At 69.9% G+C, this 26,618-nt stretch carries 27 protein-coding genes; 12 read left to right on the top strand and 15 right to left on the bottom strand.

All coding sequences use genetic code 11. The features are described 5' to 3' along the window. The first annotated feature begins 47 nt into the window (after positions 1-47). The 5 genes from AC1DB1_RS08835 (at position 48) to AC1DB1_RS08815 (ending at position 5,480) form a co-directional block, all read left to right on the top strand. Positions 48-1,481, top strand: coding sequence for an ATP-binding protein (locus tag AC1DB1_RS08835; RefSeq protein WP_271178310.1), 1,434 nt, complete (start codon positions 48-50; stop codon positions 1,479-1,481). After that, positions 1,478-3,094, top strand: coding sequence for an MFS transporter (locus AC1DB1_RS08830; RefSeq protein WP_477200476.1), 1,617 nt, complete (start codon positions 1,478-1,480; stop codon positions 3,092-3,094). The genes AC1DB1_RS08835 and AC1DB1_RS08830 overlap by 4 nt, the downstream gene beginning before the upstream one ends. Beyond that, on the top strand, positions 3,091-3,615 hold the full coding sequence (locus AC1DB1_RS08825; protein WP_477200475.1) for a hypothetical protein: 525 nt from the start codon (positions 3,091-3,093) through the stop codon (positions 3,613-3,615). The genes AC1DB1_RS08830 and AC1DB1_RS08825 overlap by 4 nt, the downstream gene beginning before the upstream one ends. A gap of 180 nt (positions 3,616-3,795) precedes the next feature. Then, a complete protein-coding gene (locus tag AC1DB1_RS08820; protein ID WP_477200474.1) occupies positions 3,796-4,722 on the top strand; it encodes a 5'-3' exonuclease in 927 nt (308 codons plus the stop codon). A 5-nt stretch (positions 4,723-4,727) separates the two neighbouring features. After that, on the top strand, positions 4,728-5,480 hold the full coding sequence (locus AC1DB1_RS08815; protein ID WP_477200473.1) for a DUF1295 domain-containing protein: 753 nt from the start codon (positions 4,728-4,730) through the stop codon (positions 5,478-5,480). Positions 5,481-5,522: 42 nt separating this feature from the next. Here AC1DB1_RS08815 and AC1DB1_RS08810 read toward each other — a convergent pair whose 3' ends face one another. From AC1DB1_RS08810 to AC1DB1_RS08795, 4 genes are all read right to left on the bottom strand, one after another. Next, positions 5,523-6,776, bottom strand: a complete 1,254-nt coding sequence (locus tag AC1DB1_RS08810; protein ID WP_477200472.1) for an APC family permease — start codon at positions 6,774-6,776, stop codon at positions 5,523-5,525. Positions 6,777-6,840: 64 nt separating this feature from the next. Beyond that, the gene (locus tag AC1DB1_RS08805) at positions 6,841-8,211 is read right to left on the bottom strand and encodes an NtaA/DmoA family FMN-dependent monooxygenase (protein ID WP_477200471.1); all 1,371 of its coding nucleotides are present in this window, start codon (positions 8,209-8,211) and stop codon (positions 6,841-6,843) included. 9 nt (positions 8,212-8,220) lie between these two features. Further along, on the bottom strand, positions 8,221-9,351 hold the full coding sequence (locus AC1DB1_RS08800; RefSeq protein ID WP_477200470.1) for an LLM class oxidoreductase: 1,131 nt from the start codon (positions 9,349-9,351) through the stop codon (positions 8,221-8,223). Continuing rightward, a complete protein-coding gene (locus AC1DB1_RS08795; RefSeq protein WP_477200469.1) occupies positions 9,348-10,172 on the bottom strand; it encodes a DUF1684 domain-containing protein in 825 nt (274 codons plus the stop codon). Before AC1DB1_RS08795 ends, AC1DB1_RS08800 begins: the two co-directional genes overlap by 4 nt. Before the next feature lie 174 nt (positions 10,173-10,346). Between AC1DB1_RS08795 and AC1DB1_RS08790 the strand changes: the two genes are divergently transcribed. Both AC1DB1_RS08790 and sufU read left to right on the top strand, forming a co-directional pair. Beyond that, a complete protein-coding gene (locus AC1DB1_RS08790; protein WP_477200468.1) occupies positions 10,347-11,624 on the top strand; it encodes a SufS family cysteine desulfurase in 1,278 nt (425 codons plus the stop codon). Further along, complete coding sequence (gene sufU / locus AC1DB1_RS08785; protein ID WP_477200467.1) at positions 11,621-12,061, top strand: Fe-S cluster assembly sulfur transfer protein SufU; 441 nt, start codon at positions 11,621-11,623, stop codon at positions 12,059-12,061. The genes AC1DB1_RS08790 and sufU overlap by 4 nt, the downstream gene beginning before the upstream one ends. Positions 12,062-12,097: 36 nt before the next feature. Here sufU and AC1DB1_RS08780 read toward each other — a convergent pair whose 3' ends face one another. From AC1DB1_RS08780 to AC1DB1_RS08755, 6 genes are all read right to left on the bottom strand, one after another. Beyond that, positions 12,098-12,616, bottom strand: a complete 519-nt coding sequence (locus tag AC1DB1_RS08780) for a GNAT family N-acetyltransferase (RefSeq protein ID WP_477200466.1) — start codon at positions 12,614-12,616, stop codon at positions 12,098-12,100. Positions 12,617-12,670: 54 nt separating this feature from the next. Further along, positions 12,671-12,967, bottom strand: coding sequence for a hypothetical protein (locus AC1DB1_RS08775; protein WP_271178322.1), 297 nt, complete (start codon positions 12,965-12,967; stop codon positions 12,671-12,673). A 112-nt stretch (positions 12,968-13,079) separates the two neighbouring features. Beyond that, positions 13,080-14,099 carry an ABC transporter substrate-binding protein gene (locus AC1DB1_RS08770; protein WP_477200465.1) on the bottom strand — a complete coding sequence of 340 codons (1,020 nt, stop codon included), beginning with the start codon at positions 14,097-14,099 and terminating at the stop codon, positions 13,080-13,082. Positions 14,100-14,159: 60 nt separating this feature from the next. Beyond that, positions 14,160-14,918, bottom strand: a complete 759-nt coding sequence (locus AC1DB1_RS08765; protein ID WP_477200464.1) for an amino acid ABC transporter ATP-binding protein — start codon at positions 14,916-14,918, stop codon at positions 14,160-14,162. Continuing rightward, positions 14,915-15,901 carry an amino acid ABC transporter permease gene (locus AC1DB1_RS08760; protein WP_477200463.1) on the bottom strand — a complete coding sequence of 329 codons (987 nt, stop codon included), beginning with the start codon at positions 15,899-15,901 and terminating at the stop codon, positions 14,915-14,917. The genes AC1DB1_RS08765 and AC1DB1_RS08760 overlap by 4 nt, the downstream gene beginning before the upstream one ends. After that, on the bottom strand, positions 15,898-16,422 hold the full coding sequence (locus AC1DB1_RS08755; protein WP_477200462.1) for a GNAT family N-acetyltransferase: 525 nt from the start codon (positions 16,420-16,422) through the stop codon (positions 15,898-15,900). Before AC1DB1_RS08755 ends, AC1DB1_RS08760 begins: the two co-directional genes overlap by 4 nt. Before the next feature lie 156 nt (positions 16,423-16,578). On the opposite strand from AC1DB1_RS08755, the gene AC1DB1_RS08750 reads away from it, so the two are divergent. Continuing rightward, positions 16,579-18,498 carry an FAD/NAD(P)-binding protein gene (locus tag AC1DB1_RS08750; protein WP_477200461.1) on the top strand — a complete coding sequence of 640 codons (1,920 nt, stop codon included), beginning with the start codon at positions 16,579-16,581 and terminating at the stop codon, positions 18,496-18,498. Here AC1DB1_RS08750 and AC1DB1_RS08745 read toward each other — a convergent pair. Then, positions 18,470-18,973: a MarR family winged helix-turn-helix transcriptional regulator gene (locus AC1DB1_RS08745; protein ID WP_477200460.1), complete on the bottom strand. Its 504-nt coding sequence runs from the start codon at positions 18,971-18,973 to the stop codon at positions 18,470-18,472. The two genes, AC1DB1_RS08750 and AC1DB1_RS08745, sit on opposite strands and share 29 nt — an antisense overlap. Positions 18,974-19,012: 39 nt before the next feature. Here AC1DB1_RS08745 and AC1DB1_RS08740 point away from each other — a divergent pair, with 39 nt between their 5' ends. Then, complete coding sequence (locus tag AC1DB1_RS08740) at positions 19,013-19,939, top strand: EamA family transporter (RefSeq protein ID WP_477200459.1); 927 nt, start codon at positions 19,013-19,015, stop codon at positions 19,937-19,939. Here the strand turns inward: AC1DB1_RS08740 and AC1DB1_RS08735 are convergent. Next, positions 19,849-20,820, bottom strand: a complete 972-nt coding sequence (locus tag AC1DB1_RS08735) for a Dyp-type peroxidase (RefSeq protein WP_477200458.1) — start codon at positions 20,818-20,820, stop codon at positions 19,849-19,851. The genes AC1DB1_RS08740 and AC1DB1_RS08735 overlap by 91 nt on opposite strands. A 467-nt stretch (positions 20,821-21,287) precedes the next feature. Here AC1DB1_RS08735 and AC1DB1_RS08730 point away from each other — a divergent pair, with 467 nt between their 5' ends. Genes AC1DB1_RS08730 through AC1DB1_RS08720 form a run of 3 tightly spaced genes read left to right on the top strand, consistent with a single transcriptional unit; the run spans position 21,288 to position 25,252 of the window. Continuing rightward, a complete protein-coding gene (locus AC1DB1_RS08730; RefSeq protein ID WP_477200457.1) occupies positions 21,288-22,595 on the top strand; it encodes a quaternary amine ABC transporter ATP-binding protein in 1,308 nt (435 codons plus the stop codon). After that, positions 22,595-24,361 carry an ABC transporter permease/substrate binding protein gene (locus AC1DB1_RS08725; protein ID WP_477200456.1) on the top strand — a complete coding sequence of 589 codons (1,767 nt, stop codon included), beginning with the start codon at positions 22,595-22,597 and terminating at the stop codon, positions 24,359-24,361. The genes AC1DB1_RS08730 and AC1DB1_RS08725 overlap by 1 nt, the downstream gene beginning before the upstream one ends. A 9-nt stretch (positions 24,362-24,370) precedes the next feature. Next, positions 24,371-25,252 carry an alanyl-tRNA editing protein gene (locus AC1DB1_RS08720; protein WP_477200455.1) on the top strand — a complete coding sequence of 294 codons (882 nt, stop codon included), beginning with the start codon at positions 24,371-24,373 and terminating at the stop codon, positions 25,250-25,252. Between the two features lie 19 nt (positions 25,253-25,271). On the opposite strand, the gene AC1DB1_RS08715 is transcribed toward AC1DB1_RS08720, so the two are convergent. The 3 genes from AC1DB1_RS08715 to AC1DB1_RS08705 form a co-directional block, all read right to left on the bottom strand. After that, positions 25,272-26,036, bottom strand: a complete 765-nt coding sequence (locus AC1DB1_RS08715; RefSeq protein WP_477200454.1) for a nuclease-related domain-containing protein — start codon at positions 26,034-26,036, stop codon at positions 25,272-25,274. A 66-nt stretch (positions 26,037-26,102) separates the two neighbouring features. Beyond that, positions 26,103-26,267 carry a hypothetical protein gene (locus AC1DB1_RS08710; protein WP_271178332.1) on the bottom strand — a complete coding sequence of 55 codons (165 nt, stop codon included), beginning with the start codon at positions 26,265-26,267 and terminating at the stop codon, positions 26,103-26,105. Between the two features lie 50 nt (positions 26,268-26,317). Continuing rightward, positions 26,318-26,566 (bottom strand): SCO4226 family nickel-binding protein, encoded by a 249-nt coding sequence (locus AC1DB1_RS08705; protein WP_271178333.1) that lies wholly within the window; start codon positions 26,564-26,566, stop codon positions 26,318-26,320. Positions 26,567-26,618: the final 52 nt, after the last annotated feature.

Genomic DNA, 26,618 nt, shown 5'->3' with positions numbered 1-26,618 from the left:
GCGTGATGTGATTCGACAGAACCGTGCATGCCTTCGAGGAGGACATCATGACCGACCAGATCGCCGAGACCGCCGTCGGTGACATCGCGACGCGTTCAGCGGGCGCGATGTCGCTCGACGGCCGCCAGTTCCAGTTCAGCGGTGCCCTGGCATCGGGATTCTCTCCCGGTTCGTTCGTGACGGTGCTCGACGAATCGGGCAGGCGGCAGATCGGCCAGGTGGAGGACATCCGGGTCGACGGCGATTCGCTTCTCGGCTCCGGACGCATCCTGGGGGTCCTCACGCCGGACGGTCGGCTGAACGGGCGCGAGACGTTCGCTTTCGTCGCGGCCGCCATGGAGGACGCGGACGCCAGAACGGTCGAGGCTCTGTACTCGACAGCCGGGCAGACGCTTCCGATCGGATCCTTCCTCTCCGAGACCGATGTCGCCGCCCGCCTGCTGCCGCATCGCTTCAACCGCCACACGTTCTGGGTGGGGCAGAGCGGCTCAGGAAAGACCTACGCACTCGGAGTGCTCGTGGAGCAACTCCTGCTGCACACCAGCCTGCCGATGGTGATCTTCGATCCGAACGCCGACTTCGTGCGGCTGCGTGAGCCGATCGACTCGGCGGCCGACGGAGGGGCCGCGGCGGACGGCAGGACGCTGGGCGAACGCGACATCCGCGTCCTCCGGCCGGCGTCCGCCGAGCCGGATGCCCTCCGGGTTCGGTTCGTCGACCTCTCGATGCACGCCAAGGCAGCTGTGCTGCGACTCGACCCGCTGGACGACCGCGCGGAGTACAACGAGCTCGTTCACCTGGAGGAGACGGTCGGCACCCTCGGCGCCGAGCAGGTCCTTCCCAAGCTCCTGGAGCGGAACACCGACTCGGCGCGTGCCCTCGCCGCGCGGGTCGAGAACCTGCGGGTGATCGACTGGTCGGTGTGGGCGCTGGGGCATCAGGCGGTCACGGATGTCATCGAGACGCGTCCGGATGCGACCGTGCTCGACCTCGGTGGCTTCAGCTACCCCGACGAGTCGCTCGTTGTCGCGATGGCGGTGCTCGACGACCTCTGGGCGAAACGGGAGCAGCGGCGACCGGTGCTCCTGGTCATCGACGAGGCGCACAACCTGTGCTCTCCCGACAACGACAGCCCGCTCGATCGCGCGGTGCGCGAACGGATCATCCAGATCGCGGCGGAGGGCCGCAAGTTCGGCCTCTGGCTGCTGCTGTCGACGCAGCGGCCGTCGCGCATCCACCCGAGCATCATCTCCCAGTGCGACAACCTGGCACTCATGAAGATGAGCTCGCCGCTCGACCTCGACGAGCTGGCGACCATCTTCGGCTTCGTTCCGTCGACCATGCTCGCCCGGTCGCCGCGCTTCCGGCAGGGCGAGGCGCTCTTCGCCGGCGGCTTCGTGCCGGCGCCGTCCCTGGTGAAGATGGGAACGCGTCTCACCCGGGAAGGCGGCGCCGACGTGTCGGTGCCCATCCGGCCATGAAGAAGTGGCTCGTCGTCACCATCCTGGGCGCCGCGCAGTTCGTGATGGTGCTCGACGGCACGGTGATGAACGTCTCGATCTCGACCGTCGTGGAGGACCTCGGCACCACGGTCGCGGCGATGCAGGCGGCGATCACGTTCTACACGCTGACGATGGCCGCGTTCATGCTGCTCGGAGCCAAGCTCGGTGATCTCTGGGGCCGCCGCACCGCGTTCGTCATCGGCTCCTGCGTCTACGCCGTCGGCTCGCTGCTCACCGCGCTCAGCCCGAACGTGGTGGTGCTTTTCATCGGCTGGTCGGTCGTCGAGGGACTGGGCGCCGTGCTGGTGATCCCGGCCATCGCGGCCCTCGTCGCCGACAACTACCGCGGACGCGACCGGATCACGGCCTATGCGGTGATCGGCGCCGTGTCCGGCGGTGCGGTGGCGGCCGGCCCGCTGATCGGCGGGTTCATCACGACGTACTCCAGTTGGCGCTACGTCTTCGTCGGCGAGGTGGTGATCATGGCGGTCGTCGTCATCTTCTCGCGGCTGGTGACCGACCGCACCCCACGTCGTGCCGAGCGGATCGACCTGCTGAGCGTGTTGTTGTCGGCGTTCGGCCTCGTCTTCATCGTCTTCGGGATGCTACAGAGCAAGACCTGGGGATGGTTCATCCCGCTCGCCTCGCCGGAGATCAACGGAGTGCTGATCGCACCCTTCGGCATCTCGCTCACGGCGTGGTTCATGGTCGTCGGCGGCGTGCTCGTCGTCGTTTTCTTCCGCCGGCAACGCCGGCTCGTGCGACGCGGACTCCCGCCACTCCTGCACGTCGAGCTGTTCTCGATCACGCAGTTGCGCAGCGGTCTCTCCGTGCTCGGCGCGCAGTACTCGGTCACGGCGGGCCTCTTCTTCATCGTCCCGGTGTACCTGCAGATGACGCTCGGCCTCGATGCCCTGCAGACCGGACTCAAGATCTTCCCGCTGTCGGTCTCGCTCATCCTGTTCTCGATCGTGGGCACGGCCCTGTCGCGGGTGTGGTCGCCCCGACGCGTCGTGCGGCTCGGCCAGCTCATCCTGGTTGCGAGCGCCTTCCTGCTGCTCGGCTCGGCCACGAGCGACCTGCGCGGCGGCCTCTTCGCCGCGGGGATGTTCTTCGCCGGCGCCGGTCTCGGGCTGCTCGCCTCGCAGCTCGGGAACGTGAACATGTCGAGTGTGCCCGAGAAGGAGACGAGCGAGGTCGGCGGGCTGCAGGGGGTGTTCCAGAACCTGGGTTCGTCCCTCGGCACCGCCCTGATCGGCTCGATCCTGATCGGCGCGCTGGCGACCACGTTCGCTTCCGGGGTGGCGACGAGCGAGCTCTCGTCCGACGCCAAGTCACTCGTGGCCGAGCGGACCGAGAAAGGCCTGGCAATCGTGCCTGCGTCGAGCGTGAAGGAGATCGGTGCCGAGGCCGGATTGTCGTCCGACGACGCAGCGGAGTTGTCCACGATCTACCGTGACTCGCAGCTCGAATCGCTGCGCGTCGCGTTCTTCGGGCTCATCGCGATCAGTCTGCTGTCGCTGCTGTTCTCGCGCGGCATACCGGCGGAGGTCCCGGTGAGGAGGACGAAGGAGAAGGAGGCGGCGACATGACGGCGGAGGGGGCCGGGAAGCCGGAGCAGACGACGGACCACCCGTGGCGCGGCGCGTGGATCACGGAGGAGTCGGTCTACGGCACGATTCTGGTGAGCGGCATGATCGTGGTCTCCGGTTCATATCACGCGACGTCGATCGAGACCTTCTTCAGCGTCATCACCACCGTCATCGTGTTCTGGGCGGCGCACCTCTACGCGGGAACCGTCGCCGGCCACGGCGTGACGCCGGGAGACCGGACGACACTGCCGATGGCCTTCCGTCAGTCGCTCCGGCGCTCGCTCGGCTTTCTGCTCTCGGCCCTTCCGCCCTCGGCGGTGCTGCTGCTCGGGGCGCTGCAGATCGTGCCGGACAAGCTGGCCGTCTGGACGGCCCTCTGGCTCGGCGTCGTGCTGCTCGGAATCCTCGGCTACCGGGCGTTCGCGTTGCGGGGGAGCAGTTGGCCGGTGCGCATCCTGGGGTGTCTCGGCACGGCGGCCTTCGGCGTGCCCATGATCGTCCTGAAGGCCTTCATCCACTGACGCGCGTCTCGCCGCCGCGCGGGTCGTCGCTGCGGTACCAATCCGTTCGCGGCGACCGCTCCGAATGCCTCTCTGTTGCCGGCGATCCGGTGACCAACCCCTGAAGGCGGTCCCGCCCGCATCCGCCGCGGGCGGGCCGTCGGGGAGCGCGCTCCGCGCATCCCGTGCCATGATCGGGGTGTGACCGGGCGACTGATGCTCCTCGATACCGCTTCGCTGTACTTCCGCGCGTTCTACGGGGTGCCCGACAGCGTGAAGGCCCCCGATGGCACGCCGGTCAATGCCGTGCGCGGTCTGCTCGACATCATCGCGCGCCTCGTCACCGAGTTCGAGCCGACCGAACTGGTCGCCTGCTGGGATGACGACTGGCGGCCAGGGTGGCGCGTCGAGCTGATCCCCAGCTACAAGGCCCACCGGGTCGAGAAGGTCGTGGCGGGTGGCGTCGACGTGGAGCAGACCCCGGAGGGGCTGGTCGCTCAGATCCCGGTGATCCGGCAGGTGCTGGATGCGCTCGGCATCGCGATCGTCGGCGCCGCTCATCACGAGGCGGACGATGTGATCGGCACCCTCGCCACGGGAGCGGGGCGGCCCGTGGACATCGTGACCGGCGACCGCGACCTCTTCCAGCTCGTGGACGATGCAGCCGGGGTGCGGGTCATCTACACGGCCAAGGGCATGAGCAACCTCGAACTCGTGACCGACGGGGTGATCGAGTCGAAGTACGGGATCGGCCCGCAGCAGTACGCCGACTTCGCCGCGATGCGGGGCGACACCTCGGACGGCCTCCCCGGGGTGTCGGGCGTCGGCGAGAAGACCGCCTCGGGCCTGCTCCGCGAGTTCGGGGACCTGACGGCCATCCGAGCGGCCGCCGCCGACACCGCGACGCCGCTCTCGCCGACCGTGCGCGCCCGCTTCGCGGCGGCCTCCGACTATCTGGACGTGGCCCCACGCGTCGTCGAGGTGGTGCGCGATCTCGAGTTGCCCGCGTTCGATCCGGTGCTCCGCCCGGTGCGGGGCGAACAGCTGGCGGCGGCCGAACAGCTCGCGGACGCCTGGGCGCTCGGCGGGTCGATGGATCGCGTGCTGAAGGCGCTCGGGGGAGAGTGACGCGCGTGCCGGACACCGCATTCGGCTGGCTGGTCGCACTCGAGATCGCCCTCGCCGTCGTGACATTCGTCGCGCTGTGCTTCATCGTGGCGCCGTACGGCCGGCACAACCGCAGCGGCTGGGGACCGACGGTGCCGAGCCGGGTCGGCTGGGTCGTCATGGAATCGCCGGCGTCCATCCTGTTCCTGGTGTTCTACCTGCTCGGCGAGCACCGCGCCGAGCTCGTCCCCCTGATCTTCCTGGCGCTCTGGCAGCTCCACTACGTGCAGCGCGCGTTCGTGTACCCGTTCCTGATGCGCGGCGGCGGCCGGATGCCCGTCAGCGTGATGGCGATGGCGATGCTCTTCAACCTGCTCAATACCTGGATCAACGCCCGCTGGATCTCGGAGTACGGCTCGTACGCGACGTCGTGGCTGGCGGATCCGCGATTCCTGGTGGGAGTGCTGGTCTTCCTGGCCGGGTTCGCGCTCAACATCGGCTCGGATCGCATCCTGCGCCGCCTGCGCCGACCGGGATCGTCAGGCTATTCGATCCCGCAGGGCGGCGGGTTCCGCTACGTGTCGAGCCCGAACTATCTGGGAGAGATGATCGAGTGGATCGGGTGGGCCGTCGCCACCTGGTCGCCGGCGGGGCTCGCGTTCGCGCTCTATACAGCGGCCAACCTCGCCCCGCGGGCGGTGTCGAACCACCGGTGGTATCGGCAGACGTTCGACGACTATCCTCCCGAGCGCAGGGCGCTCATCCCGTTCATCGTGTGAACGGAGGAGCGGAAAAGTACGGCGTCTCATCGCCGGCTGCCCTCAGGCCGCGCCGCGTCGATCGTTGCGGAGACGCAGGGCGCGCACCGCGAGCCCGACCGCGACCACGAGCACGCCGACGGCGACCCCGGCGAGCGGGAGGGTGAGCGCCAGCACCGCGCAGCCGAGCATCCCGAGCAGTTGCAGCCAGCGAGGGAAGCGGCGGCGGTCGGGAAGCTGTGTGAACGCAGCCAGGTTGGCGACGAAGTAGTAGAGGAGCACGCCGAACGAGGAGAACCCGATCGCGCTGCGCAGGTCCGTCGTGAGCACCAGGATGACGATGACGGCGGCGAGCGTGATCTCGGCCCGGTGCGGAACGTGCCAACGCGGATGCACGGCACTCAGCACCCGGGGCAGATCGCGTTCCCTGGCCATCGCGAGGGCCGTGCGTCCGATCCCGGCGATCAACGCGAGGAGTGCGCCCAGCGAGGCCAGCGCACCGCCGACGCGCACGATGGGCACCGACCACGCCCAGCCGGCCGCGGCGACGACATCGCGCAGCGGGGCGGGCGACACCGCGAGCGCCGACGGCCCGAGGGAGCCGAGCGCGACGATGCCGACGGCCGCGTAGACCACCACCGCCACACCGAGTGCGATGCCGATGGCGGCCGGGATGGTGCGCTCTGGCGAGCGGACCTCCTCGCCCATGGTCGCGATGCGGGCGTAGCCGGCGAAGGCGAAGAACAGGAGTCCGGCCGACTGCAGCACGCCGTAGAGGGTCGTGCCGGCCGCCCCGGACGTCGGGGCAGCGTTCCAGGCCGTCGCTCCCGCGGCGACCACGACGGCCAGCACGGCGAGCACGAGCACGACGATGATACGCGTGAGCTGCGCTGTGCGGGTGACGCCGAAGTAGTTGACGGTCGCGAGCGCGACGACAGCGACGACCGCGACCGGCTTCGTCCAGCCGGGAGGCGCCGCGTACGTGGCGAAGGTCAACGCCATGGCGGCGCAGCTCGCGGTCTTGCCGATCACGAAACTCCAGCCGGCGGCGAACCCCCACCAGTCGCCGAGCTGTTCACGGCCGTACAGGTACGTTCCGCCCGACGACGGGTAGGTCGCAGCGAGTTGCGCGGAGGAGGTGGCGTTGCAGAACGCCACGACGGCCGCGATCGCGAGTCCGGCGAGCAGCCAGCTCCCGGCGGCCGATGCCGCCGGTGCGAACACCGAGAAGATGCCGGCGCCGGTCATGGAGCCGAGCCCGATCATGACAGCGTCGCCGAGACCGAGCCGACGGGCCAGGGCGCCGGAGGTGGACATGCCGGAATCCTACGGGCGTGCGGTGACCGGCGCGTGAACGCCGGCCACCGCACGGTGCATCCCGTCAGGCGGTCGCTGCCTCGCGTTCACCTGCCGACGGAGGCACCCGCAGTCCGAGATTCTCGCGGAGAGTGTCGCCGGCGTACTCCGTCGGGTAGACGCCCCGCTCCTGCAGCTCCGGCACCAGCTTGTCGACGATGTCGTCGAGGCCGCCCGGCACGAGCCACGGGGTGATGTTGAACCCGTCGACGACGTGTTCGTCGGCGAACCGCTCGAGCTCGTCGGCGACCGACGAGACGCTGCCGACGAAACCGCGACCCGACGACAGCCGGATGACGAGCTGCCGGATCGACAGCCCCTCCGCCTCGGAGAGCGCGCGCCACTTCTCCGCCGTCGCCAGAGCCTGAGCCCCGCGGAAGCCGGCGCCGCGCGTCTCGCCGGTCGTGTCCTGCACCGGGTCGACGGTCGGAAGCGGACCGTCGGGGTCGTACGCGCTGAGGTCGGTACCCCAGACGTTCTCGATGAAGGCGAGCGCCGTCTGCGGTGAGACCTGCTGCTCCCGCACCCAGCGCGCCTTGTCGGCGGCCTCCGCGTCGCTGTCGGCGAGGATGAACTCCTGCCCGGGGAAGATCTTCAGATCGTCGGCCGGGCGACCGGCCTTCAGAGTGCGGGCCCGGATGTCGGCGGCGAAGGTCTTCGCGTCGTCGAAGCCGGCGTGTGCCGAGAAGATCACGTCGGCGGTGCGGGCAGCGAAGTCGCGGCCCTCGGGGGAGTCGCCGGCCTGGAAGAGCACGGGGTGCCCTTGGGGACTGCGTGGGAGGCGGCTGAGCGCGCGGACGGCGTAGTGACCGGTCCCCCCGTCGACCTCCGCCGACGGGTTCGGGGTCGACCACGACGGGGCCGTCGCTGCGGTCGCCACGGCGTCGTCGTCGAAGGCGCCCCAGACGGCTTTCGCGATGTTCACCACGCTCTCCGCGTGACGGTAGCGGTCGGCGTGGTCGAGATACCCGCCGCGACGGAAGTTCTCGCCCGTCCACGCGTTGTCGGTCGTGACGATGTTCCACGCGGCGCGGCCGCCCGAGAGCAGGTCGAGGCTGGCGAGACGGTGCGCGAGGTCGACCGGGTCGTTGTAGGTCGTGTTCTGGGTGGCGACGAGGCCGATGCGGCTGGTCACCGCTGCGAGCGCCGCGAGCTGTGTCTGCGCATCCGGGCGTCCGGCGACGTCGAGTTCGTGGAGCCGCCCGAGGTGCTCGCGCAGCCGGAGGCCCTCCCCGAGGAAGAACGCGGAGAAGAGCCCGCGTTCGGCGGTCTGCGCGAGGCGGCGGAAGCTCTCGAAATCGATCTGCGAGCCACTGGCGGGGTCGGACCAAATGGTGCTGAAGTTCACACCTTGGAAGAAGACGCCGAAGCGCAGGGTGGTGCGGGCGGTGGTCATGAAAGGCTCCTAGCGGGCGGTCGCGTAGCGGCTGACGGGACGCGCGAGCCCGAGGCTGTCGCGCAGGGTGCCGCCGGGGGCGGGCGAGGTGAAGACGCCGGCCGCGCGGAGGCGGGGGAGCACGGCGCGGCCGAGCTCATCGAGGTCGATGTCGAGCACAGCCGGATGCAGGCGCACGCCGTCGACGACGCTCGCGAGCCCGGTCAGCAGGTCGACGAGAGCCGGAGCGCTGCCGACGAAGCGGGCGCGTTCCGTGCTCCACGCGGTGTGACCGTCGAGTGCCTCGAGCCGGTCGGCGGCATCGACGCCCGCGTGGTCGAGCACCACGTCCAGCTCCACGACCACCAGGGCCGTGCCCGTCCTGTCGGACGCCCGGGCGGCGGCCGCCCCGGCCGCGACGGCCGCGATGAGTTCCGTCGTGTCGTCGGCATCCGTGCCCGCGGTGAGGAGGGCGACGTCCAGCTCCACGGAGCCCGAGAGGGCGGCGTCGCCGAACACCGGCAGCTGACCCTGTGGCGGCCGCGGCACGATCGCCGGACCGACGATCGAGTAGTCGCCTCCGGCGAACGCGGTGTAGTGCACGCGATCTCGATCGAGGTACCGTCCGGTGGCGACATCCCGGATCTCGGCGTCGTCCTCCCACGAGTCCCAGAGCCGACGGGCGACCTCCACGGCGTCGGCCGCGCGCTCGCGCGCGGCGTCCGCGTCGACGGCCGGGCGTCCGTAGAGGGCGGCGATGCGCGCATCCGGATCGGCGGTGACCAGCCAGCCGGCACGGCCACCGGCGGCGAAGTCGAGGCTGGCGAGCTGGGTGCCGACGTGGAACGGCTCGCTGTAGGTGGAGTGCGCGGCCGGTATGAGACCGATCGCTCCCGTCAGCGGAGCGGCGAAGGCGGCGCGCTGCACCGCATCGATGCGCGCCGTGATGTCGGGAGCGGCCGACGGCGGCAACGGGGAGTCGTCGAAGCTCGCGAACGTGAAGCCGGCGCGCTCGGCCGCGGCGACGCGGGCCGCGACCGTGCGGCCGCTCAGCAGTTCGGCCGGTGTGTGACCGGATGCGCGCCACGCCGCCGGGTGCGCCCCATCGCCGTCGAGTTCCACTCCGACGACGAAGGCGCCGGCGTCTGTCCCGCGGCTCATCGTGCGCTCCGCTCGGCCGGGATGCGCTCGCCGGCTTCGATCGCGACCGCGAGCCGGTTCTCGCTCGGCGGCAGCGGGCACGTGGCGAACTCGGTGTAGGCGCAGGGCAGGTTCACCGCGCGGGTGAAGTCGAGCAGCACCGAGCCATCCGCTCCCGGCGCCGCGATCTCGAGCGAACGGTTCGCCGCGTAGGTGGTGACCCCGCTGGTCGCGTCGGTGAAGAGGGCGAACAGGCTTCCCGGCGCGCTGCCGTTGAATACAGTGAGCCGCTGGGGCACTCCGTCGAGCTCGAACTCGACGACCCCCGGCGCCTCGTAGACGTGCTGCAGTCCTTCGATCGCGGCGTCGACCGTCACGTCGCGGGGCGTGTCGAAGGGCACGTAGCGTGCGGGCACGGCCCAGCGCGCATCCGGGGCGTAGGCGGGGGTGCCGCGGTAGTGGGTGCGCAGTGGATTGTCCGGATGCCGCGGGCGGATGATGTCGGAACCGCCGCGCTTGGCCACCTCGACCACCGCGTCGCCGAAGGCGGCGACGATCCCGCCGCGCTCGGCGATCGGGCCGAACGCATGGCGGCCGGTGACGGTGACGCCGTCGACGAGCAGGGACTCTCCATCGTCGAGCTCCACGACGGGCCCGTCGCTGCCGGTGGACCACGCCCCGGGGGCGTCGTCGAACCGGGTGGGCTCCGCGGTGAGCCAGTGCAGACCGGTCACGGCGAGGAAGCCGTGCTCGGCGGCGCGGGCGGTCTCGTGGCGGTCGTGCCAGGCGAACCAGTCGGCTTCGAAGGTCTCCTGCTGCGCCTGTTCCGTTGCGATTGTCATGGGCTGGACGCTAGCCGGGCCGGCGGCCGTGTCCACAGCATCGGGCGACATCCGGCGTAACGCTGTCACAGGCGGTAATGCGCGCTTGCGTAACGGCGGGGAATGCCGTCGTCTCCGGAGGACTTGCAGATGAGGCGACTAGAATTCATCGTTGGGATCCACGTGAACACAAGAATGCAGACCGAACCACTCGACGTCGTGCGGGTGCGAGCGGATTTCCCCATTTTCGACCGTGAGGTCAATGGGCATCCGTTCGTCTACCTCGACTCCGGCGCGACCGCCCAGAAGCCCCGCCAGGTCCTGGACGCGGAGCGCGACTTCGCCGAGCACTACACCTCGGCGGTGCACCGCGGGGCCCACACCGTCGCCGGCGAGGCCACGGAGCTGTTCGAGGAGGCGCGCGCGACGGTCGCGCGATTCGTGGGGACCGACCCTGACGAGATCGTCTGGACCTCCAACGCGACCGAGGGCATCAACCTCATCGCCTACGGGATGTCGAACGCCTCGCTCGGACGCGGAGGCGCCGCCGCCGAGCGGTTCCGGCTGGGGGCCGGCGACGAGATCGTCGTCACCGAGGCGGAGCATCACGCGAACCTCGTGCCGTGGCAGGAGCTGGCGGCACGCACCGGCGCCACGCTCCGGGTGATCGGCCTGCACGACGACGGCCGGCTGCGCCTCGACCAGGCCGCTGAGCTCATCACCGAGCGCACCAAGGTGGTCGCGTTCGCCCACGTGTCGAACGTGCTCGGCGCGATCAATCCGGTCGAGACGCTCGTCGGGCTCGCACACGCGGTCGGCGCCCTCGTCGTGCTGGACGCCTGCCAGTCCGCTCCGCATCTGTCGCTCGACCTGCACGCCCTGGGCGTCGACTTCGCCGCCTTCTCCGGCCACAAGATGCTCGGGCCGACCGGTGTCGGCGTGCTCTACGGCCGTTCGGAGCTTCTGAACGCGCTCCCGCCGTTCCTCACTGGCGGCTCGATGATCACCACGGTCACGCTCACCGAGGCCGAATACCTCCCGGCGCCTGCGCGCTTCGAAGCGGGAACGCAACGCGTCTCCCAGGCCGTCGCGCTCGCCCGGGCCGTCGAGTACCTCGACGCGGTGGGCATGGGCGCCATCGAGCAGCATGAGGCGATCCTCGGCGCCCGCCTGCTCGACGGACTCGACCGCATCGAGGGCGTGCGCGTCCTCGGTCCGGCGGCGGGCGTCGAACGGGTGGGGCTCGCCAGCTTCGTGGTCGACGGCATCCACTCGCACGACGTCGGCCAGTTCCTCGACGACCGCGGTATCGCCGTGCGCGTCGGCCACCATTGCGCGCAGCCGGTGCACCGCCGCTTCGGGGCGACGGCGAGCACGCGCATCAGCACGTACCTGTACAACACCGCGGACGAAGTCGACCAGGCCCTCGAGGCCGTCGCCGACTCCCGCGCCTTCTTCGGAGTGGACAGATGACCTCCAGCGACCTTCAGAACCTGTACCAGCAGGTCATCCTCGATCACGCCAAGCAGAAGCACGGCTACGGCCTGCGCGACGGCGCTGCCTCGTCGTCGCACCAGCTGAACCCGACCTGCGGGGACGAGGTGACGCTCAACCTCTACGCCGCTCCCGACGGTGGTGTGCAGTCGATCAGCTGGGAGGGCCACGGCTGCTCGATCTCGACCGCCTCGGCCTCGCTGCTCAACGACATCGTGAGCGATGCATCGCGTGAGGAAGTGACGCACAAGATCGGCGCCTTCCGCGAGCTCATGCAGTCCAAGGGCACCATCGACGGCGACGAGGAACTGCTCGGCGACGCCGTCGCGCTCGCGGGTGTCTCGCGCTACGTCACCCGCATCAAGTGCGCGATGCTGCCGTGGGTCGCACTGGAGGACGCCCTCGCGAAGGCGTGAGCGCCTGATCCGGTCACGCTCGTCGCAGCAGGCTCGTCAGAGGTCGAGCGCGAACGTGTAGAGCTGGATGCGACGGCCGCCGTCGACGACGACCAGCTCGCGTTCCGGGCGGCGCGAGTACCCGAGCTTGGTGTAGAGCGCGTGCGCGCCGAGCATGTTCTCACCGCTGTGCAGCACGACGCGCGCTGAACGCCGCTCGGCCGCCGTCGCGCGGGCGAACTCGGTGAGTGCGGTGCCGATGCCACGGCCGCGTGCCGCGGGCGAGACGGCCAGCAGGCGGAAGTAGAGCTCGTCGGTGCCGATGCGGCCTTCGTCGTCGAGACCGGCACGCAGGATCGCGACGGTGCCGAGCAGCTCGCCGCTCACCCGGTCGGCCGCGACCCAGACGTCGTACGACGGGAGCAGGCGCTCGGGATGGCGCAGCTGTTTCTGATATCCGGCGGAGAGATCGTCGTAGTCGCCGGTGTACGCGGCGTGCGTGAGCTCGCCGATCGCGGGGTACTCGTCGGCCGCTGCGGGCCGGATGAGCGGGGTGTCGGTTGCCACGGTGTCCATTCCTTCTACGCTACATCCGCTCGCCGGCCGCATCCGCCGGCCCGAATCCACTGCTCAGGGCACCGGCGTCAGGTCGTACTCGTCGGCGATGATCTCGAGCGCCGATGACAGGCTCGGGAAGGTGGTGCCGTAGACGAGCCCCGACGGGCCGCTGGCCGTCCAGGCGCTCTCGCCACGCGCATCCACGCCCTTGGTGACATGGCCGACCAGATAGCGCGAGTGGCCGTCGAGCACGTGACGCTGTGCGATCGCCAGCGTGAGTGGGAACGCATAGACGTCGCCCTGCGGGCTGACGACCAGCTCGAAGCGTGCCCGGCCGGGGTTGAAGGTACTCGTGAAGATCCGCGACATGATGCTCGTTTCTAACCCGCCGGAGGAGCGCGACGCCATGAAGATGACGACCTGTTGCGCCCCGAGTCGCCGGCCGTAACAATCACGGCCGGCGACTTGACGCGCCGTGCTGCTACTCGTTCGTCTTCGGCAGCCCGGGAGGGTTGATCTCGGACTTCTTCACGGCCTCGTTGGAGAGGTTGTACGCCTTCAGCCAGGTGGCGTACTGCCCGTTGTCGATCAGGTAGTTGATCGCGTCGGCGACCGGCTTGTCGAGGCCGCTTCCCTTCTTCACGGTCGCAGCGATCAGGCCCTGCAGGCTCGCTCCGGCGCCGGAGTAGGTGCCGGCCGTGCGGGTGGGGTTGGCCGAGTCCTTGGTCTGCGTGTTCTGGTACGCGATCCCGGGGTTCGGCCCGAAGTAGGCGTCGATCTTGCCGGAGTTCAAGGCGAGGTAGGTGGAGTTGGTGTCGGTGAAGTACTTGATGTCGAGGGCCTTGCCCTCGGCCTTCAGCTTCGTCTGCCACTCGAGTAGGATCTTCTCCTGGTTCGTCCCGGCGCTGACAGCGACGGTGAGCCCGGCGAGGTTCTCGTAGTCGCCGTCGAACGACCAGGAGTTCTTCTTCAGCGTCGTGAAGGCGAGGTTGTCCTGGCGGTAGGAGGCGAAGTCGTACTTCTCCTTGCGCTGCTCGGTGTCGGTGATGTTCGAGAAGCCGACGTCCGTCGCTCCGGTGTCGATGCCGACGAACAGGTTGTCCCAGGTGGCGTTCTTCACCTCGGGGGTGAGGCCGAAGACGGCGGCGACGAGGCGGCCGAGATCGGGTTCGGCGCCGGTCAGCGTCTTCTGGTCGTCGCCCGTGTAGGCGAGGGGAGGGAACCCGGCGGGGAGCGCGCCGATGCCGATCACGAGTTTGCCGCTCTTACGTACGGCGTCGGGGAGTTCTTTGCGGATCGAGTCGACCTGGGAGACCGAGATGGTGGTCTCGGTGCCGGCGCCGTTGGCGTGCGCGGCCACGGTCACGCGACCCGGCGTCGTCTCTGCTGACGCCTGTCCGGAGCAGGCCGCGAGGGATCCGACGAGGGCAGCGGCCGCGAACGCGGCGCCTGCCGTGCTGAGCCACCGCGAACGGCGGCGGATGGGAGTGGGGGAAGACATCGGTTCTCCTTGCTGTGGGTGGGCTGTCGGGGTCGTGCCCGCGGGCGTCGGCCCGCGGCTTCAGAGCACTTTGCTCAGGAAGTCGATGGTGCGCGGCTGAGTGGGGTGGTCGAGGATGTCGCAGGGAGCGCCCTCCTCGACCACGCGACCGTCGTCGATGAAGACGACACGGTCGGCGACCTCCCGCGCGAAGCCGATCTCGTGCGTGACGACGACGAGGGTTGTGCCCTCGCCGGCGAGGGTGCGGATGACCTGCAGGACCTCGTCGACCAGCTCCGGATCGAGCGCCGAGGTCGGCTCGTCGAACAGGATGACCTGCGGCTCCAGGGCGAGCGCGCGCGCGATGGCGACGCGTTGCTGCTGTCCGCCCGACAGCTGGCGCGGGTAGGCCGCCGCCTTCTCCGCCAGTCCGACGCGGTCGAGCAGGGCCGTGGCGCGCGCCCGGGCGTCGGCCGGGGAGGCGCCGAGCGAGATCGGCGCCTCGGTGACGTTCTCGAGGATGGTCAGGTGCGGGAACAGGTTGAAGTTCTGGAAGACGAAGCCGATGCGCGAGCGCTGCCGCAGGATCTGCTTCTCGCTCAGCTCCTTGAGCCTGTCGCCCTGCACGCGGACCCCGATCAGCTCGCCGCCGACCACCACGTAGCCCTCGTCGAGTCGTTCGAGGTGGTTGATCGCGCGCAGCAGCGTCGACTTGCCCGAGCCGGACGGCCCCAGGATGACCGTGACGGTTCCCGCCGCGATCGTGAGGTCGATACCCCGCAGCACGGGTTTGTCGCCGAAGGCCTTCACGGCATTGGAGATCTCGATCGTCGCGCTCATCGGGCACCCCCGAAGACAGCGCGCGTACGGCGCCTCAGCCGCTGGAGCGGCGTCGGAGGAAGCGTGCGCAACGCGCCGCGGGCGTAGAAGCGCTCGACGTAGAACTGCACGATCGAGACGGCGCTCGTGAGCACGAGGTACCAGATGGTGGCGACGACCAGCAGCGGGATGACGTCGGTGGGGTAGGTGCTCCCGAGGTTCTGCACGACGCCGAACAGGTCGAGCAGCGAGACGTAGAACAGCAGCGAGCTCGCCTTGAGGAGGCCGATGATCTGGTTCACATAGGCGGGCACGATCGAACGGAGCGCCTGCGGGAGCACGATGCGCCGGAACTGCCGCGACCGTGAGATGCCGAGGGCCTTGGCGGCCTCGTGCTGTCCCTGGTCGACGGACAGTACGCCCGCTCGCACGATCTCCGACGAGTAGGCGATCTCGCTGAGGCTCAACCCGATGACGCCGAGCGTGAGGTCGGAGAGCACCGTGACGGTCTTCACCTCGACCTGCGGCCCGAACGGGATGCCGATGCCGATCGTCGGGTACAGGTTGCCCAGGTTGTACAGGAAGATCAGCACCAGGATCAGCGGCACCGAACGGAACAGCCACACGTAGAGCCAGCTGACGGTGCTGAGCACAGGGTTCGGCGAGAGGCGCCCCAGTGCGACGATGATGCCGCCGATGAAGCTCACGACCGCGCTGATCGCCGTCGCGACGAGGGTCAGCTGCAGTCCGGTGAGGATGGCCGGGCTGAACAGCCACTTCTCGACCTTCGCCCACTCCCAGGACGGGTTGGTGAAGAGGGTCTGGCCGAAGTTGAGCAGCACGACCAGCACCAGGACGGCGGCGATCCAGCGACCGGGATGACGCAGCGGGAGCACCGGTCGCTCGGACAGCCGCCGGAGGTCGATGCCGGCGGGAAGGTCGGCGACGGCCGTGCGCGGAGGGACGGTCGCGGTGTCGGCCGCGCGCTCGGTGACCGCGGTCATCGTTCCGTCTCTCGGGATGTCGTGGCATCGAGCCGCTTCTCGAACGGGTGGATGCCGACATCCTCTGAAGGAGCGGTGGTGTCGAACAGCGGCGTGTATCCCGCCGCGAGGTAGAGGCCCTTGGCCTCCGGCTGCCGTGGACCCGTCGTGAGATAGACGCGGGAATAGCCGCGGCGCAGGGCCTCGGCCTCCAGCTCGGCGACCACACGGCGGCCGAGCCCCTCGCGCCGGTGCGCGGCGCTCGTCCAGATGCGTTTCAGCTCGGCGGTCTCGTCGTCGACGCGTTTGAAGGCGCCGCCGGCGATCGGGGACCCGTTGCGCAGAAGCACCACGAACGCGCCGTGCGGGGCGGCGAACTCGGCCGCCGGGTAGCGAGTGAGCTCGGTCGAGGCGCGCTCGCCGAAGAAGTCGCCGTAGCGGGTGTCGTACTCGAGCTCGAGCTCGGCGAGCAACGGCCTGGCGAGTTCGTCGGTCGCTGCGATGTAGCGGAACTCGTCCGCGACGACGTCGTTGATGGTCACCGGATGCCTCCTTCGGTCATGGGTCCTGATCGGATGTGCTGAGACCGTACGGTGCGCCGTCAACTGCCGACCACGCTGCGTTACGTCGTGCGTCGCCGCTGTCACAGAGCGACATCTGGGCTAGGCGGAGCTTGCGCGGGCGGGGAGGCTGCTGCGATGTCATCGCTCCGAGCATCCATCGCCGTCATCGGCGCCGGCCCACGCGCTGCCGGCTGGCTCGAGCGCTTCGCCGCGAACCGGGCCGCCGCCGGCGGGGGCGAGCCGGTCACCATCCATCTGGTGGATCCGCACCCGGCCGGCCCGGGCCGTATCTGGCGCTCCGCCCAGTCGCCACTGCTCAAACTCAACTCGATGGCGGCGGACGTGACGATGTTCACCGATGTGTCGTGCGCCATCGACGGGCCGATCGTCCCGGGGCCTTCGCTGATCGAGTGGGCCGAGCAGGTGCGTGCGGGACACATCGACGACGGTCGGGTCACGGATGCCGTCGTGCGCGCCGAGCTCGAGGGGCTCACCGGCTCGAGCTTTCCCACCCGCCGTCTGCAGAGCCACTACCTGGACTGGTTCCAGCGTCGCGCGGTCGAGCTCCTGGACGAGGACGTGACGATCGTCGTGCATGCGGATCGCGCGGTCTCGGTGGAGGGAGGGGACGACGTGCAGCAGGTGACGCTGGAGGACGGGTCGGGCATCCGGGCCGATCTCGTGCTCTACGCGCTCGGCCACAACGGTCGCGCCCTCGACGGGGAGCCGGCCGCGCTCGCCGCGTTCGCCGACCGACACGGACTGCACTATCAGCCGCCCGCGTTCACGGCGGATGCCGACACCTCCGCGCTCGCCGCCGGCCGGCCGATCGTCGTGCGCGGCTTCGGTCTGGCGGCGGTCGACCTCGTCGTGCTGCTCACCGAGGGTCGCGGCGGCCGATTCGACCGAGCCCCGGGCGGGGGGCTGCAGTACACGCCGAGCGGTCTCGAACCGCGCATCCTGATCGGGTCGCGGCGCGGGGTGCCGTACCACGCGAAGATCGCATCGACGTTGGTGGGGGACCGGCCGCCGCTGCGCTTCTTCACGGCCGACGCCCTCGGCCGCCTCCTCGGACGGGGCACGCCCGTCGATTTCCGGAGCGAGGTGTGGCCGCTGATCGCACGGGAGATGCTGCACGGCTACTACGCGGAACTCTTCACCGGTCATCCGGAGCGCACGGCGAGCGACTGGTCGTCGTTCGTCGCCCGGCTCGCGCTGGTGGATCCGTTCGGGGACGAGTACCGCGCCCTGGTGGAGCGCACTGTGCCGCACGAGGACGACCGACTCCTGCTCGACGAGTTCGATCGGCCCCTCGACGCCGCTCGCTTCGAGAACGCCGCCGCATTGCAGGAGGCGGTGCGCGACTACATCCGGCGTGACCTGCGCCTGCGCAGCGACCAAGGGCATAGTGCGACACTCGGGCTGTTCACCGCGCTCCTTCAGTGCATGTTCGTGCTCGCGCCCGAGAGCGGATCGCCCGGCTGGAGCGAGACCGCCCGCACCGACCTCCGTACCTGGTGGCCCGGCTTCTTCAGCTACGTCGCCTCGGGGCCGCCCGGGCACCGGCTCGAAGAACTGGTCGCCCTCTCGGAGGCCGGCATCGTCGAGTTCCTCGGGGGAGGGATGCGGGTGACGGCGGACGAGGACGCGGGCGCGTTCATCGTCGGCGGTTCCAACGTCGACGGGGAGTTCGCCGCCGACACCCTCGTCGACGCCTGGCTGCCGGGCGCCGACGCGGCGACGAGCGACAGCGCCGCCCTGCGTGACCTGGTCGCCCGTGGCGACGGGGCCGAACGTGACGGGCTGATCGAGGTGCGGCCGTTGGACTCCCGCATCGTGAGGACCGACGGCTCGGTGCATCCGCGGAGGTACGCGATCGGGCCGTTCACCACCGCGCCGTTCGCCGGCGCCTTCTCGCGCCCGGGCACGAACGCGCTGTCCTTCCGCGAGAACGATGCGGTGGCGCTGGCGATGGTTCGCCGGCTCTCAGGGGCCGAGGCGCCGGCCGGGGCCGTCGAGCCGCCGGCTACTCGAACGTCGCCAGCCATCGCGTGAGGATCGCCTCCAGTCTGGCGGCGTCGGCCGGGCTGATGGCGTCGAGCAGGCGGCGCTCGTTGGCCATGTGGTCGGTGAACGCGCTGTCGATGACCTCACGTCCGCGCTGCGTGAGGGCGACCATGCGCCCGCGCCCGTCGTCTCCGGCAGGACGCCTGGTGACCAGGCCGGCGCGCTCCAACCGGTCGATGCGCTTCGTCATCCCGCCGGTGGTGACCATGGTGTGCTCGGCCAGCGCCCCCGGGCTGTGTTCGAACGGCTCGCCTGCGCGCCGGAGAGCCGCGAGCACATCGAAGTCGCCCTCGCCGAGTCCGTGCTCGGCGTAGACGGCCTGCAGCTCGCCGGTGAGGTGTTCCGCGACGCGGTGCAGCCGGCCGATGACACCCTGCGGGCGCACATCCAGGTCCGGCCGTTCTCGCGTCCACTCGGCCTGGATGCGGGCGATGCGATCAGGTGCGATGGATTCCGGGGCCATGGTTCCATACTAGCTTCCACGGAAGGTAAAATAGCTTCCATGGAAGCTAAATGGGTCTGGGTCGCCATCACCGCCATCGCGCCGATCGCCTGGGGCTCGACCTACGTCGTCACCCAGGCGGTGCTGCCCGCGGACGCGCCGCTGTGGGGCGCGGTCATCCGGGCACTCCCGGCAGGGGTGCTCCTGTTTCTCGTGCGCCGTCGACGGCCGCGCGGCGCCTGGTGGTGGCGATCGGCGGTGCTCGGAGTGCTGAACACGGGCGCGTTCTTCGCGCTCGTCTACGTCGCCGCTCAACTGCTGCCGTCGGGGGTGGCGGCGACCCTGATGGCCACCGCTCCGCTGGCGATGATGGGCTTCGGCTGGCTGTTCCTGGCCGAACGGCCCCGGATGCTCGCGCTGCTGGGCGCCGTCATCGGGGTCGCCGGCGTCTGCGTGATGCTGCTCGGAGGCAGGTCTGCCGTGAACCCGTGGGGAGTGGCCGCCTCGCTGGCCGCGATGCTCCTGTCATCGATCGGCTATGTGCTGGCGACCCGCTGGAGCACCGGCGACCGGGTCGACGTGTTCTCGTCGACCTCGTGGCAGCTCATCGCGGGCGGCCTACTGCTCGTCCCGGTCGCTGCCGTCGTGGAGGGAGCCCCGCCGCAGCTCGACGCGCCGGCGGTCGCCGGCTTCGCCTACGTGACGGTCGTGGCGACCGCCCTCGCGTTCGTCGCCTGGTTCAGCGGATTGCGGCATCTCGGCGCCGGGACGACAGGGCTGATCGGGCTGCTGAACCCGATCGCCGGCGTCCTTCTCGGCGCCCTGCTCGCCGGCGAGCTGCTCAGCCTCCGTCAGCTGCTCGGGTTGGCGATCGTGCTCGCGGGCATCGGGCTCGGTCAGTCGGCCAGGGCGTCGAGGAACGGCCGGGTCGGGGCGAAGAACGTCACGCCCGTGGCCGCCGTCGAGAAGTCGAGGATGCGGTCGTAGCTGCCCTCGGGATCGCCGATGAACATGCGCTCGAGCATCCGCTCGATCACCCAGAGCCGGCCGGAGTACCCGATGAAGTAGGTGCCGAACTCGCCGTGACCCGGTCGGCCGAACGGCATGTTGTCGCGCAGGATGTCGTGTTCGACGCCGTTCTCGTCGGTGATCGTCGCGAGGGTCTTGTGCGACTTCTGGCCGTGCTCGGCGTCGGCGAGCTCGATGTTCTCCAGCTTCGTGCGCCCGATGACGCCCTCCTGCGCCGGCACGGGGAGCGATCCCCAGGTGTCGAGGTCGTGGAGGTACTTCTGTACGACGACGTAGCTTCCCCCGGCGAACGCGGCGTCCTCCTGGCCCACCTGCGTCGAGCCGGCCATCTCGCTGCCGGTCGGATTGGCGGTCCCGTCGACGAAGCCCAGGAGGTCGCGCGAGTCGAAGTAGCGGAAACCGACCACCTCGTCGACCACGGTGACGGCGTCGCCGAGGAGGCCGAGCAGCTGCCGTTCGAACTCGAAGCAGAAGTCGCTGCGCTCGGCCCTGATGTGGAACAGCAGGTCGCCCGGCGTGGAGACGGCGGTGTGCACGGACCCCGCGATCGGCCGGAACGGATGCAGCTCGGCCGGCATCGTGGCGCTGCCCGTCAGGCGGCTCCACACCGCCGCCCCGATGCCGGTGTTGCACGAGAGGTGCGCGTTCAGGTCGCGGAAGCCGACGGTCTTCACGAGGTCGGAGAGCCCGGAGAGCACGTCGCGCACGTTCTGGTACGCGGCATCGTCGTCGGCGATGCTCACCACGAGAAACACCGCGGAGCGGGAAAGGGGAGCGTCGACGCTCTGCGCTTCGATCGGAACGCGCTGCCAGCTGTGGTCGCTCTGGTCGGTCATCATGCCAACGAGTCTGCCGTAGACCGGCGGTGGTCGACCAGAGTCGACCGACGCACAGATACTCAGGTAACGGAAAGATAACGATGCCGACCCCCTTCGATCGCCGCCACGGCGCGGAACTGCGTGCATGCCGGCAGCGGAATGCATCCGCAAATGCCGAACAGCGATTGGCTTCGAACCTTCACAGGTTGATAGCGTCGTTGATGCCCTTTTCTGCTGCAGCCTGCAGGAAACGGCCGCAAACCCAGTCCGCGATCCCGGATGCGAGGCCGTGCGCCGTATGACGCGCGACGGCCTCACGATCCGGGGACGTACGGTCGGGAGGTGCGGGCGCACCCCAACGGTCGCGCCGGCAGCAGGCGACTCGCGAGCATCCGCCGCTTGAGACGCCAGCGTTGCTCGCACCCTCCACCCGGACGCAACCACGGAGCACGTGCCGGGGTTCACCCCTGCCGTGCCGCGGAGATCACGTGAGCGAGTCTGTTGCCGTCGAGGCACGGAACCTATTCAAAGTATTCGGAAGGAAGCCGGGCGAGGTCGTTCGCCGGGTGAAGGACGGGGCGACGCGTGACGAGGTGGCCGCCAACGGGACAGCAGCCGTGATCGACGCGAGCTTCCATGTGAAGACCGGCGAGATCTTCGTCGTGATGGGACTGAGCGGGTCGGGAAAGTCGACCCTGATCCGGTTGCTCAACGGTCTGCTCGAGCCGACCAGCGGCGAAGTGGATGTGATGGGCACGACCATCACGGGCGTACCGGCCAAGCGACTGCGCGCCGTGCGCCAGAAGCACATCTCGATGGTGTTCCAGCACTTCGCTCTGCTGCCGCACCGCACCGTGCTGGACAACCTGGCCTACGGGCTCGAAGTGCAAGGTGTGCCGGCGGCGGAGCGCCGCGAGCGCGCCGAGACGGTGCTCGACCTGGTCGGGCTCTCCGGCTGGGGCGACAAACTCCCCGGCGAGCTCTCCGGGGGCATGAAGCAGCGCGTCGGCCTCGGTCGCGCGCTGGCCGCCGACACCGACGTGCTCCTGATGGACGAGGCGTTCTCCGCCCTCGATCCGCTGATCCGCCGCGAGATGCAGGAGCAGCTGCTCGAGCTGCAGAGCCAGCTCGGCAAGACGATCGTGTTCATCACCCACGACCTCAACGAGGCCATGTTCCTCGGTGACCGCATCGCCGTGATGCGGGACGGCCGGGTGGTGCAGATCGGCACGCCCGAGGAGATCCTCACCGATCCCGCCAACGACTACGTCGAGAGCTTCGTGCAGGATGTCGACCGCGCCCGCGTGCTCACCGCGGCGAGCGTGATGGAGCCCGTGCGCGCCCTGGTCACCGTCGCGGCCGGTCCCCGTGCCGCCGTGCGGACGATGCGCGACCTGCAGACCTCGGCGGCGTTCGTGGTCGGGCACGGCCGCCGACTGCTCGGCGCGGTGCGCGACCGCGACGTGATGCGCCAGGTGCGGGAGGGTCAGACCGACCTCACCCCGGCGATCCGCGAGGACATCGCCTCGGTGTCCCGCGACCAAGTGCTCAGCGACCTCGTCGAGCTGTCGGTCGAGAGCGAGCTCCCGCTCGCCGTCGTCGACGACAAGCAGCGACTGCTCGGCGTGATCCCGCGTGTCACCCTGCTCGCCGCGCTCGGAAACGTCACCAGCGACACCACCGAGATCCCCGTCATCGTGCAGCCGCCGGCGACCGTGTCGGTCGAAGTCATGACGCAGACGCTTCGCGACACCGCTCCCGGAGCGGCGGCCGCCGACCTCGAGGAGGTGCGCTGATGGATGTCCGGCTTCCGTTCGGCGAGTGGGCGACGCACGTCGTCGACTTCGTCACGACCGTGTTCAGTCCCGTCTTCGACGTGATCCGCGCCGTCTTCACCGGCCTCTACACCGGCATGGACTGGGTTCTGCAGACGCCGCCGTTCTGGGTGGTCATCCTGGTCATCGCGGCGCTCGGCGTCTGGCTGAAGGGCTGGCTCTTCGGCGCCGGCACGATCGTCGGACTCCTGGTGATCGCCGGTGTCGATCAGTGGGCGAACGCGATGGACACCCTCGCGCTGGTGCTCGTCGCGGCCGCGATCGCCGTGGCGATCAGTGTGCCGCTCGGCATCCTGGCCGCGCGCTCGAAGACGGCCTCGGCGATCATCCGGCCGATCCTCGACTTCATGCAGACCATGCCGGCGTTCGTGTACCTGATCCCGGCGCTGATCCTGTTCCGGGTGGGTGTCGTCCCCGGCATCGTCGCGACGATCATCTTCGCGATGGCGCCGGGCGTGCGCCTCACCGAGCTCGGCATCCGCGGCGTCGACAGCGAGATCGTGGAGGCCGGACGGGCCTTCGGTTCGTCGCCCCGGCGCATCCTGCGCCAGATCCAGCTGCCGCTCGCCCTGCCGTCGATCCTCGCCGGTGTGAACCAGGTCATCATGCTGTCGCTCTCGATGGTGGTCATCGCGGGCATGGTGGGCGCCGGAGGCCTCGGCCGTGACATCGTGCAGGCGCTCAGTCGCGTGGACGTGGGGCTCGGCTTCGAGGCCGGACTCTCCGTGGTGATCCTGGCGATCATCCTCGACCGGCTGACCGGAGCGGTCGGCGCGGTCCGGGGCCGGCTGCCTCGCCGAGCGGTCATCGCCCTCGGCACCGCGGCGGTCGTCGCGGTCGCCGGCACCAGCGTCGCCGCCGTCACGCAGGGCGGCACCGGCGGGAGCAAGGGGACGGTCACGGTCGCGGTCTTCAACGGCTGGCCGGAAGGCGAGGCCGCCTCGTACCTCTGGAAGCACGTCCTCGAGAAGCAGGGCTACTCGGTGAAGTTCGAGTACGCGGATGCCGGCCCAGCGTTCGCGGGGCTCAGCACCGGCGACTACGACGTGGCGTTCGACGGCTGGCTGCCGACCACCCACGCCGCGTTCCTGAAGAAGTACGGCGACTCGCTGGTGGATCTCGGCGCCTGGAACGACGAGGCCAAGCTGACCATCGCCGTGAACAAGGACGCACCGATCGACTCGCTCGATCAGCTCGCATCCCACGCGTCGGAGTTCGGCAACCGGCTGGTCGGGATCGAACCGGGCGCCGGTCTCACCGAGGCGACGCAGAACAAGGTCATCCCGCAGTACGGGCTGTCGAAGCTGAACTTCGTGACCTCGTCGACGCCGGCCATGCTCGCCGAGCTGACGAGTGCGATGAAGAAGAAGGACAACATCGCCGTGACGCTCTGGCGTCCGCACTGGGCGTACGACCAGTTCGATCTGAAGGACCTGAAGGACCCGAAGAACACGCTCGGAACGGCGGAGTCGATCCACTCGATCGCCAGCACCGGCTTCGGTGAGAAGTTCCCGGAGGTCGAGCGCTGGGTGAAGGACTTCACGTTGGACTCCGACAAGCTCTACTCGCTCGAGAACGCCATGTTCAACGGCGAGAAGACCGACGACTACGACCCGATCGTGACGAAGTGGATGGCGCAGAACCAGGCGTACGTCGACTCGCTCACTGCGACATCGAGCTCCCACGGAAAGGCCCAGCCGACCTCCACGGCCCACGCGGGCTCGTAACCTGGTGGGATGAGTCTTCCCCGAACCGACACCATCGTCACCTACCCCGACGGCGACATCGCATCGAGCGGAACGGTGGTCCACGTCGAAGCGGTGGGCGACCGGGTGGCCGTCGTGCTCGACCGCACGGCGTTCCATCCGGTCGACCCCGTGTGGCCCGACCAGCCGGCCGACGTGGGGGTGCTGACCGTCGACGGTGTCGAGCATCCCGTGATCGGAGCCGTCGTCGGGGCGAGCGACGGCTCCAGGTTGTACGTCGGCGACGCCCCGGTGCGCACCGGTACCGAGGGGTGGGCGTTCGTCGTCTGCCACCTCCTGGAGCCGAGCGCGTCGGGCGCGTCGGTCGTGGAGGGCGCCGCTGCGCAGGTGACCGTCGATCCGCTGGTGCGCGGGGCCCTGTCGGCCGGGCACACCGCCTGCCACCTCGCGTCGCTCGCTCTCAACGAGGCGCTCGCGCCGCTGTGGAGCAAAGAGGTGCCGCTCGACGGCAGGGGGAACCCGAACTTCGATCAGCTCGCGATCACCGAATCGCGCATCCTGCCCGACGGCTCGCTCGATACGTACCGGATCGGCAAGAGCCTGCGCAAGAAGGGCTTCGCCGCCGCGGACCTCTCCGAGCGGCTCACCGAGGTGGAGGACTTCGCGAATGCCCTGCTCGCCGAGTGGGTCGCCAGCGGCGCGGCCGTCTCGATCGCGCGGGCCGGCGATGGTCTGGGCGAGCGGCGCGCCTGGCGGTGCGAACTGCCGGATGGCGTCGTGGAGATCCCGTGCGGCGGCACGCATCTGCGCTCGCTCGCGCGGCTGGCGGGCGTTCGGGTGGGACTGGAGTTGCTGGGCGTCGAGGGCGCGCTCGAATTGCGGATGACGACGGCGGCGACGCCCGCGGCGTAGCCCTCTGCGGGCCGGCGGCTCAGCGGGGGAGCAGGGCCAGCACGGTGGCGACGGTGGCCAGCGCACCGGCCAGCACCCAGCCCTGCCGCACCAGCCGTGCGACGCGCACCTCGCGGGCGAGGGCGTCGAAGCGTTCGACCGTCGATGCATCGGCCGCGCCCACCCGCCAGGTCTCGGGCTGGTCGAACAGGGCGACGATCGCAGCGGCGGCCGCCTGGTCGACGGCCACGGGACGACGGCTCATCCAGCGCACCAGCGCGTCCGCTTCGAGCAGGGTGACCCGGGCCGGCTGCTGCCGCACGGTGAACGAGGCCGGCGCGACGATCGCCACGACCGCGTGCACCGGTGCCGCGATGCCGGCGGTGGCGAGCACGTGCCGCACCCGGGAGGCCTCGAGCTCGGAATTCCGGATGTAGGGCTGCTTGGCGCCGTCCACCAGAACCGCGCGGTCGCCGACCCACACCTTCCTGCCGCGGTGGTTCTTCGTATTGATCGCGAACACGCCTCCCGGCCCGACCGCCACGTGGTCGATGTCGGCGTCGCCCGTGCCGACGGGGACGGCGTGGTAGACCGTCCAGCCCTGAGGCAGCCGTTCGAGCAGGGCGCCGACCTCGCGCTCACCGGTCGCGCCCGCGAACCACGGCGAGGCCTCCTCGGTGAGCGGGGAGAGGCCGAGCGCGCGGGCCACCGCCGAGCGCGGCGTCGCGGCGTCCTGCAGCTTGACGACCTGCTCCATCACGGAATGCCCGGGGGCGCGATCGCGCATGCTGTTATCGGAGGCCACCGCGCCACGCTACTGGGGCCGCGCGCCGCTGCGCACGGCCCCAGTGCGGGGAGGACCCGAAAGGGCCTACCCCTTGGTGAGGGGCAGCTCGTCGTCGCCCGGCAGCCGCTCCTGCAGCGACTCATTGTGCTCCGCGACGGCGTCGAGCCGGTCCTCGTCGGTCGTGCCGAGTTCGCGCACCTTCTCGGCGAGCGCGTCGGCGTCGGGCTTCTGATCCTTCTCGTCTGACATGCACCGCACTGTACGCCGCGAGGCGACGCCGGCACCGACGTGGGCGGTGCTCAGACCTCGATGCTGACCTCGTACACCTGATCGGTCGGATGCCCGGCCCGCTCGTGGATGCGCATCAGCGCCTCCTTGGACGGCCCGGTCGACAGGCAGAAGACCTTGCCGCTCTGCGGGTCGAGCCACGCGTGCTCGATGTGCACCCCCTCCTCGTCCTCGATCGCGGCGTCGGCATCGTGCGCCGCGGCCAGCTGGTCCTTCGTGACGCCGACGAATCCGTCGTGGACATCGATGAATCGTGCCATGGTCGTTCCCTTCTCGTGAACGTCTTGTTGGTGTCTCGTGAGAGCAGCCTCG

The sequence above is a fragment of the Leifsonia sp. 10N434 genome, assembly GCF_056394405.1.
Note: the sequence above shows the minus strand (reverse complement) of the source record. Positions and strands in the feature narration are given on the sequence as shown.

Excerpts from the sequence above, each read along its gene's own strand:
- AC1DB1_RS08800 (WP_477200470.1), bottom strand. The coding sequence starts at position 9,351 with ATGAGCCGCGGGACAGACGCCGGCGCCTTCGTCGTCGGAGTGGAACTC.
- AC1DB1_RS08830 (WP_477200476.1), top strand. The coding sequence starts at position 1,478 with ATGAAGAAGTGGCTCGTCGTCACCATCCTGGGCGCCGCGCAGTTCGTG.
- AC1DB1_RS08765 (WP_477200464.1), bottom strand. The coding sequence starts at position 14,918 with ATGAGCGCGACGATCGAGATCTCCAATGCCGTGAAGGCCTTCGGCGAC.
- AC1DB1_RS08720 (WP_477200455.1), top strand. The coding sequence starts at position 24,371 with ATGAGTCTTCCCCGAACCGACACCATCGTCACCTACCCCGACGGCGAC.
- AC1DB1_RS08825 (WP_477200475.1), top strand. The coding sequence starts at position 3,091 with ATGACGGCGGAGGGGGCCGGGAAGCCGGAGCAGACGACGGACCACCCG.
- AC1DB1_RS08705 (WP_271178333.1), bottom strand. The coding sequence starts at position 26,566 with ATGGCACGATTCATCGATGTCCACGACGGATTCGTCGGCGTCACGAAG.
- AC1DB1_RS08710 (WP_271178332.1), bottom strand. The coding sequence starts at position 26,267 with ATGTCAGACGAGAAGGATCAGAAGCCCGACGCCGACGCGCTCGCCGAG.
- AC1DB1_RS08760 (WP_477200463.1), bottom strand. The coding sequence starts at position 15,901 with ATGACCGCGGTCACCGAGCGCGCGGCCGACACCGCGACCGTCCCTCCG.
- AC1DB1_RS08835 (WP_271178310.1), top strand. The coding sequence starts at position 48 with ATGACCGACCAGATCGCCGAGACCGCCGTCGGTGACATCGCGACGCGT.
- AC1DB1_RS08795 (WP_477200469.1), bottom strand. The coding sequence starts at position 10,172 with ATGACAATCGCAACGGAACAGGCGCAGCAGGAGACCTTCGAAGCCGAC.
- AC1DB1_RS08780 (WP_477200466.1), bottom strand. The coding sequence starts at position 12,616 with ATGGACACCGTGGCAACCGACACCCCGCTCATCCGGCCCGCAGCGGCC.
- sufU (WP_477200467.1), top strand. The coding sequence starts at position 11,621 with ATGACCTCCAGCGACCTTCAGAACCTGTACCAGCAGGTCATCCTCGAT.
- AC1DB1_RS08725 (WP_477200456.1), top strand. The coding sequence starts at position 22,595 with ATGGATGTCCGGCTTCCGTTCGGCGAGTGGGCGACGCACGTCGTCGAC.
- AC1DB1_RS08735 (WP_477200458.1), bottom strand. The coding sequence starts at position 20,820 with ATGATGACCGACCAGAGCGACCACAGCTGGCAGCGCGTTCCGATCGAA.
- AC1DB1_RS08790 (WP_477200468.1), top strand. The coding sequence starts at position 10,347 with ATGCAGACCGAACCACTCGACGTCGTGCGGGTGCGAGCGGATTTCCCC.
- AC1DB1_RS08805 (WP_477200471.1), bottom strand. The coding sequence starts at position 8,211 with ATGACCACCGCCCGCACCACCCTGCGCTTCGGCGTCTTCTTCCAAGGT.
- AC1DB1_RS08775 (WP_271178322.1), bottom strand. The coding sequence starts at position 12,967 with ATGTCGCGGATCTTCACGAGTACCTTCAACCCCGGCCGGGCACGCTTC.
- AC1DB1_RS08770 (WP_477200465.1), bottom strand. The coding sequence starts at position 14,099 with ATGTCTTCCCCCACTCCCATCCGCCGCCGTTCGCGGTGGCTCAGCACG.
- AC1DB1_RS08810 (WP_477200472.1), bottom strand. The coding sequence starts at position 6,776 with ATGTCCACCTCCGGCGCCCTGGCCCGTCGGCTCGGTCTCGGCGACGCT.
- AC1DB1_RS08745 (WP_477200460.1), bottom strand. The coding sequence starts at position 18,973 with ATGGCCCCGGAATCCATCGCACCTGATCGCATCGCCCGCATCCAGGCC.
- AC1DB1_RS08740 (WP_477200459.1), top strand. The coding sequence starts at position 19,013 with ATGGAAGCTAAATGGGTCTGGGTCGCCATCACCGCCATCGCGCCGATC.
- AC1DB1_RS08750 (WP_477200461.1), top strand. The coding sequence starts at position 16,579 with ATGTCATCGCTCCGAGCATCCATCGCCGTCATCGGCGCCGGCCCACGC.